Here is a 7,403-nt window from a genome sequence, read left to right as displayed (position 1 = left end):
TCAAGCTGCTGAGGACTCCATTTCCCATGCCAGACAGAATTTAAAGGCAAGATGTCCGGTACAGAGCGACTCAACCTCTAGCGCTGCACCTCGCCCCGGTAACTGCGCAGCACAGCCTCGGCAAACGCCTGGGGCGTGTGGTCCTGCTGAAAGCGGGAGGTGTCGGGGGCAGGTGCCGCCGCGCCGAATTCCAGCACGCTGCGGGCCAGCGCCGCCGGGTCTTCTGGAGGGAACAGGGCGCCCAGACGGTAGTTCTCCACCATCTCGGCCAGCACGCCCACGTTGGAGGCCAGCACCGGCAGGCCCAGCGCCGCTGCAATCAAGAGCGGCCCGCTCTGACCGGCAAAGTTGCTGCGGTACGGCAGCAGGCAGGCGTCGGAGGCCAGGAAAAAGCCCTCCACCTCCTCATCGGGCACATGTTCTAGGCGCAGATGAACCCGGTCCAGGACACCTAGCCGCTCTCCCCTCTCCCGCAGCGCGTCAGCATCGAAGGCGCGGGTGGGGCCGACCACCAGCAGATGAATGTGGGGGGGCAGCAGCGCCAGGGCGTCCAGCGCCAGATCGCTTCCCTTGTCGTGCCGGGTGCCGCCAAAGGCCAGCAGCACCGTGGCCCCGGGGGGAATATTCATCCGCTGGTGCACGGTCTGCCGGACCTGCTCACGCTGGTCTGGCCCGAACTGTGGCAGCGCGGTGGGATAGGACACGGCGTCCAGCCGCCCGGCCCCCACGCTCCGGGTCAGTGCCCTGGAATGCATCATCACGCGCACGCCCAGGGCGCCCAGCGCCCGCAGCATCAGGCGGTGGGCCGACTGACTGAGCCGGCCGCCCTGGAATTCCCGCAGAAAGTACGCCCAGTGCAGCGTGCCCCGCAGGGTCGGGGGCCGCCTGCTCCCGGCAGCGAGCGCGGCCAGCAACGGCAGCACGAAACTGTCGAGCCACAGCAGGTGCGCGGTGTCCGCTTCAACCTCATCGGCCACGCGCAGCGCCGCGCGCAGAAAACGCAGGTTCACGCGGTCCCGCGCCAGACGGCCCAGGCGGTAATACGCCGGGCCGCTGTCTGGCCCGCTGCCGGGAAACAGGGGCAGCACGTGCCCGACCACCTGCGGTACGGCCCGGCAAACCTCTTCCACGAACGGGGCCGGACCGATCAGGTGAACCGCGATGCCCCGGTGCGTCAGTTCCTGGGCCAGCGTGGCGGCGTAACTGCCGTGGTGGCCGCCAGAAAGCGGGTCGATCAGGGCCACAGTTCGGATGCCCTGACGGGCAGGCGGCGGCGCAGCGCGCAGGGCGGGAAGGGTCTGGGCTGGACTTCGCCTGACGCGGCCGAGCAGGCCGTCAAGCCGGGCGCGGCCCTGGCGACGGACCTCGGTGGGGAGGACCGAGTTGGCAATGAACAGCCCCAGCTCGAAGAGGCGGGGCCGGGCCGCCAGCAGCGGCGGCAGCAACGTGAAAGCGGCGTCGCGGTCCCCCACGCTCTGGGCGGCGGGCACGATGTGCGAGTTGAGAAAGCCCGCGAAAGCCCGCCGGGTGATGATGCCCCGTGCCCGCAGCTGACGGGCCCAGCGCAGGGAGGCCCGCCAGTCCAGACGGGTGCTGACCGAGGGCCGGGGCTCCTCGTAGTACCAGATGGCCGAGACCTCCGGCACGAACACCACCCCGACGTCCGGCAGCATGGCGGCCCGCAGCAACCAGTCCCAGTCCTGGTGCTTGGGCAGCCCCGGCGTGAACGGCACGTCCAGCAGCAGCTCACGCGACGTGAACAGCAGCGTGCTGACCAGCCCACAGGTCCGTTCCAGCGGGGTGCGCCGCGCCAGCATGTACTCGCTCAGGGGTTCTTGCGGGTCCGGCAGGCGCGGCGGCTGGGGCATGTCGCCGCGTGGGGTACGCGTGATCCAGTGACAGGCCACGATGGGGCGGCCCCCGGTGGCCTGCACCGTGGACTGCGCCAGCGCCAGCTGCGCCTCCAGCTTGTGCGGCAGCCACTCGTCATCGTCGTCGAGCAGGGCGATCCACTTGGCTCGCGCGGCCCGAACCCCGACGTTGCGCGCCTCCGCGCCGCCCACCGGATAAGGCAACGTGATCACGCGCAGGCGGGGGTCCTGGACGCCGGCCAGCGCGGCCTCGGTGGCCGCATCGGGACCATCTACCACCACGATGATCTCAATGTCCTGCAGGGTCTGGACCAGCGCGCTGCCCAGCGCCCGAGACAGCAGCAGCTCCGCACGCCCGCGTGTGGGCGTGACCACCGAAACCAGCGGCGCAGCGGCGCTGGGCGTCAGAGCCGGCACTGTCATTCTGCGGCGACAGGCATCTGTTGGGGCAGGGTCGCCGGCACTGCCGCCTGCCGGCGGAATTCCTCCACCGTACGCCTCAACCCGGTGTGCAGGTCCACCGTCGGCACCCAGCCCAGCAGTGCCCGCGCGCGCGTGATGTCGGGTTTGCGCTGGCGGGGATCGTCGGCCGGCAGCGGTTCGTGGATGATGGCCAGGCCAGGATCGATCAGCTCACGAATCACCTGCGCGAACTGCAGGATGGTGTACTCGTCGGGATTGCCCAGGTTGACCGGATCATGAACTGCCGCAGCTTCCGGCAGGTCCATCAGGGCCACGATGCCGTCGACCAGATCTGTCACGTACTGGAAGCTGCGGGTCTGCTGGCCGTCACCGTAGACCGTCAGCGGCCCGCCCGCCAGTGCCTGTCCGATCAGGTTGGTGACCACCCGGCCGTCATCGGGGCGCATGCGCGGGCCGTAGGTGTTGAAGATCCGGATGACGCGGGTGTCCACGCCGTGGTGCCGGTGGTACGCGAAGGTGATGGCCTCGGCGTAACGCTTGGCCTCGTCGTAGCAGCTTCGCAGACCGTTGGGATTGACGTGGCCCCAGTAGCTCTCGGGCTGAGGGTGCACCTGTGGATCGCCGTACACCTCGGAGGTGGAGGCGAGCAGCAGCGGCGCCCCGTGGGCATGGGCCAGTTCCAGCGCGTGCTGTGTGCCCTGCGCGCCCACCATCAGCGTTTCGATGGGAAACTGCTGGTAATGCGGTGGGCTGGCCGGACTGGCAAAGTGCAGCACGTGGTCCAGCGTCTGGCCCCCGAAAGCGCCAGCCTTGTAGGGAATCCCCTCGCTCACGTCTGCCCGGATGAACCTGAAGTTCGGATGGTCCGCGAACAGCGCGGTGTTGGCCGGCTGCCCACTGATGTAGTTGTCCACCCCGATCACGGTGTGGCCGTCCGCAAGCAGCCGCTCGGTCAGGTGGCTGCCGATGAAGCCCGCGCTGCCAGTCAGAAGGATGGTTTTTGATGCGGTCGTCACCCCAGCCCCTGCGGCGTGGCGGCCTGACCCTGAATCGTCTGGCCCGGAATGACCTGGCCCTGGCCGCGCCGGCCGATCTGCTCAAGGATGCCGGTGGCCAGCACGCAGCGCAGGACGTTGCGGGTGTCGATCACCAGCGGCTGGCGCATGGTCCGCACGGCCCCGTTCCAGTCCAGCTCACGGTACTCCTTCCACTCGGTCATCAGGATCACGGCGTCCGCACCCATCAGGGCGTCCTCGGCGGACGACGCCTCGGCGTACTTCAGGTGACCCCATTCGCGCCGCGCGCGGTCCATCGCCACCGGATCATGCGCCACCACCGTTGCGCCCAGCTCATTCAGGCGGGCGATGGCGTCGTGGGCCGGGGCGTCACGCAGATCGTCGGTGTTGGGTTTAAAGGCCATGCCCAGCACGGCCACGCGCTTGCCCTGCAGGCGGTGCAGGTGCTTTTGCAGCTTCGCGATCACCAGCTGACGCTGGCGCTGGTTGACCTCCACGGCAGCGCGCAGGATCGGCATGTCGTAGCCGTATTCCTCACCGGTGCTGATCAGCGCCGAGGTGTCCTTGCCGAAGCACGAGCCGCCCCAGCCTGCGCCGGCCGACAGGAACTGCCGCCCGATGCGTGCGTCGCTGCCGATGCCGCGCGCCACCTCCTCGATATCGGCGTCCACCCGCTCGCACAGTCCGGCGATCTCGTTGGCAAAGCTGATCTTGAGCGCCAGGAAAGCGTTGGCGGCGTACTTGATCATCTCGGCGCTGCTCAGGCTGGTGGCCACCACTTCGGGGCGGGTGTAGCCCTCGGGCCGGGGCACGTGGGCCGGGGCCACGAAGTCCTGCTCGATCAGCGGAGCGTACAGCTCCAGCAGCCGCGCCACCCCCGCGCCGTCATTCCCGCCCAGCACCAGCCGGTCCGGGTACAGGCTGTCGAACAGCGCCGTACCCTCACGCAGGAACTCGGGGTTGCTGACCACGTTGTACTGGTGCGCCTTGTAGTCCGGGGCGTGGTCCTCGATGATGCGCGCCACCCAGTCCCCGGTGCCCACCGGCACCGTGCTCTTGTTCACCACGACCTGCATCTTGCCGTTCAGGTGACGGGCCACGTCCTGCGCCGCCGCCGCCAGGTACCGCAGGTCCGGCTGTCCGCCGGGCAGCGGCGGGGTGCCCACGCAGATAAAGATCACGTCCGCACCCGGAATGGCCGCCGAGTAGTCGGTGGTCCAGTGCAGCCGGTCTCCGCACTCGGCCATCAGTTCACCCAGTCCCGGTTCATAGATCGGAAGTTCCCCACGCTGCAGCATGTCAACCTTGCCCTGATCGATGTCCAGGCCCATGACCTGATGGCCGAAGTAGGCGAGCAGGGCAGCGGTGCCCAGGCCGACGTAACCAGTGCCCACAACGGCGACTTTCATGGGGGTGTGCAGGGTGGGGGTGTGTGACATGTTCAGATCTCCTCGGAGGACGGGGGGCGAAAGGGCTGCTGGAGCGGGGCGCGGCAGTGACGGGTGGAACGGAATGGACAGCTCGCAGTAAGGGAGAGGGTGGAACCGTAAAGCGGGTGCCCGGACGGGTGAGCAGGTCGATCAGTGTGGCGTCCACAGTCAGCTGGATGCTCGGTCAGCCCACCGCCTGCGGCCCCGGCGTCGCCCCTGAGCATAAGCCCGGTTGGACCCAATCAGGCTGCATAGCGCGAACTTAGCCGGCGGGGCGCTAACGAGAAGTAAATTGCAGGCCACTCACGCATCCCAGCCGCTCAGGACAGGCAGATGGAACATTTCCAACCACTAGGCTGACAGTTGGAGACCCAGGTTCACGGCTGGACATTGCCCCCCTCCCCCCCTGATAAGAAGTATGTCAGCGCTCGCCCTGAAGTCGCATCATCAAACGTTTAGCGGAGGGGGGAGTTGTGGATCGAGCAGTCTGCTACCGGCAGTCCGGCCACGCTGGGTAGGCCACTTCATGGCTCCTGACGCACGTTCTCAGCACAAAGTGGCGTCACCCAACCCGTGAACAGTTGGGTGACGCCGCCTGAAGAAAGGGGTTAGCGCTGCGGCACAGTGGAGGTGACGTTGCGGGCGTCGCTGGTTTCCCGGCGGTACAGCGCCGAGGCGTCGTCGGGGTCACTGTCGCGTGTGTCCACCAGGGCGCGGCGGCTTCCCAGCAGCACCGCGCCGCCGCCCGCGAACAGCAGCGCCAGCAGGGCCGACAGCGCCGCCGTGCGCTTGGGCCGTGGGCTCGTCGGCCCGGCGGGGTCCACCGCCTCAGCGATGACATCCAGGGTTCCCGCCACGCTCTGGCGCGAGGCCCCGATCACGGCCAGGTCACGGGCAATGGCCGCGCGGGCCTGCCGGTTGACGTCATCGGTGCTCAGGCCGCCGTCCTGCGCGCTGCGGTCCAGCACGTCAAGCTGCAGTTTCAGCGCGGCGCGGGCCTGTTCCAGGCGGCGCTGGGCCCGCTGAATGTCCCACAGTTGCAGCGCAGCAACGCTGGCGTTGGCCAGGGTGCGCGCCAGTTCCGGGGAGTCGGCGCGGGCGCTGAGGATGTAGACGTTGCCGGTGCTGCTGTTACTGGGACTGTTGGGGTCAAGCTCCACCTTTAATTTTTTGAAGCCGCCGGTGCTCAGCTCGGCCTGCAGTTCACGCTGCACCTTGTTGATCGTGGCGGGCGCGATCTCGGAGGCGCGCAGGCGGTTGACCACCAGCTTGACCACCGCCGGGCTGTGCAGGGCCTGCTGCAGGCCGCCGCGCGGCAGGGGCGAGGGCCGCAACATGCTGTCGTTCAGCGCGTTGCTACCGCCGCCGACCTGCTCGGTAAACAGGCTGCTGGTGGCCGTGTACACCTTGGGCTGAAGATTGGACAGCAGGTAGCCGCCCACCCCGGCCAGCGCGGCGATCCCCAGCACAGGGAGGGCGGCGCGGCGCAGCAGACGGGCCACCTGCGGAAGCTCGAGGTCGCTGGAAGTGGTATCGGAACGGGGTGGGCGGCTCTGCATCATGCGTTTTTCCTTTTCTAGATTGGACCACGGGGTCCAGGGCGGTGGGACGAGGTGTGCCGGGAGTTCAGGGGACGGACACTGGGCTGACCGACGCCGGGCTGGCCCGCCAGCCGTTGGCCTGGGTTCCTCCACCGTTCGGCAGATTGCCGCCAGTGAAGACAAAGCCGTCGCCCAGCGGTGCCGCAACGCCCGACACCCGCAGCTCGGGCAGGGGGGTCAGAGCGGTCCAGGTGTTGCTGAGCGGATCGTAGGCGGTGACCGCGCTGGTGGCCTGATTGTGGGCCGTTTCGCCGCCCGCCACCACGATGCGCCCATTGAGGATGAAGGTGGAGTTGGTGGTATGGCTGAGCGCTTTAGGCATGCTGGCCCGCGCCTCCCAACGGTCGGTGGCCGGATCGTAGGCTTCAACGGAGCTGAGCGTCTTCAGAGCGTTGTCGTGCCCGGTCTGTCCGCCGATGGCGTAGATCACCCCGTCCAGCACCGCCGAACCCAGGTGGTTGCGGGCCTGCGAGAGGGGTGCGGCGGGGGTCCACGCCGCGCCAGTCACGTCCAGATTCAGCACGTAGTGGGTCTTGAGATCCTGCGTACGTTCGGGATTAGTACCCCCGAAATAGTGCAGTTTTTCCGCCAGGTACTCCAGTTGACCGGCAGCGCTGTCTACCGGCAGATCGGGCAACGGGGTGTAGGTGTCCTGGGCCACGTTGTACTTCCAGACCGCCTTGGTGCCATAAATCTGAGCTGTTCCCCTGGCATTGGTGATGTAGCCACCCGCGTAGTAGATGTTCTGGCCGTCGGTGGCCATGCCCGCGTGGGTCACGCCCCCATTTGGCATGGGGCGTAGCGGGGTCCAGACGTTGGTGGCCGGATCGTACCGTTGGGCGCGGTCCGTAGGAACACAGCAGTTCTTGAGGCTGTCGAAGCCGCCGAACACGTACAGGCGGCCGCCCACGGGCCGGCCCTGCGCCTCGGACACTGTATTCGGCTGTGCCTTAATTGGCGCGTACTGGTAGATGTTGACGGGTGGCACGGCGACCTGGCAGGCCAGTCTGGCATTGGCCCAGTCAGCACGGTCATATGCGATATCTCCATCCGCATCCGTCA

5 protein-coding genes are annotated in these 7,403 nt (G+C 67.9%); all 5 read right to left on the bottom strand.

Annotated features, from left to right (window positions below):
- Positions 1-77 precede the first annotated feature (77 nt).
- Positions 78-2,294, bottom strand: a complete 2,217-nt coding sequence (locus IEY31_RS18100; protein WP_188974353.1) for a glycosyltransferase — start codon at positions 2,292-2,294, stop codon at positions 78-80.
- Positions 2,291-3,310 (bottom strand): UDP-glucuronic acid decarboxylase family protein, encoded by a 1,020-nt coding sequence (locus tag IEY31_RS18095; protein ID WP_188974352.1) that lies wholly within the window; start codon positions 3,308-3,310, stop codon positions 2,291-2,293. The genes IEY31_RS18100 and IEY31_RS18095 overlap by 4 nt, the downstream gene beginning before the upstream one ends.
- A complete protein-coding gene (locus IEY31_RS18090) occupies positions 3,307-4,749 on the bottom strand; it encodes a UDP-glucose dehydrogenase family protein (RefSeq protein WP_229723764.1) in 1,443 nt (480 codons plus the stop codon). The genes IEY31_RS18095 and IEY31_RS18090 overlap by 4 nt, the downstream gene beginning before the upstream one ends.
- 599 nt (positions 4,750-5,348) lie before the next feature.
- A complete protein-coding gene (locus IEY31_RS18085; protein ID WP_188974351.1) occupies positions 5,349-6,302 on the bottom strand; it encodes a GumC domain-containing protein in 954 nt (317 codons plus the stop codon).
- 64 nt (positions 6,303-6,366) lie between these two features.
- Positions 6,367-7,403: Kelch repeat-containing protein (locus IEY31_RS18080; RefSeq protein WP_308424343.1), on the bottom strand; the 1,037-nt coding region annotated here is incomplete at its 5' end.

It is taken from the genome of Deinococcus aerolatus, assembly GCF_014647055.1.
GTDB lineage: Bacteria > Deinococcota > Deinococci > Deinococcales > Deinococcaceae > Deinococcus > Deinococcus aerolatus.
This window is presented reverse-complemented; position numbering and strand designations above follow the sequence as displayed.

Excerpts from the sequence above, each read along its gene's own strand:
- IEY31_RS18100 (WP_188974353.1), bottom strand. The coding sequence starts at position 2,294 with ATGACAGTGCCGGCTCTGACGCCCAGCGCCGCTGCGCCGCTGGTTTCG.
- IEY31_RS18090 (WP_229723764.1), bottom strand. The coding sequence starts at position 4,749 with ATGTCACACACCCCCACCCTGCACACCCCCATGAAAGTCGCCGTTGTG.
- IEY31_RS18085 (WP_188974351.1), bottom strand. The coding sequence starts at position 6,302 with ATGATGCAGAGCCGCCCACCCCGTTCCGATACCACTTCCAGCGACCTC.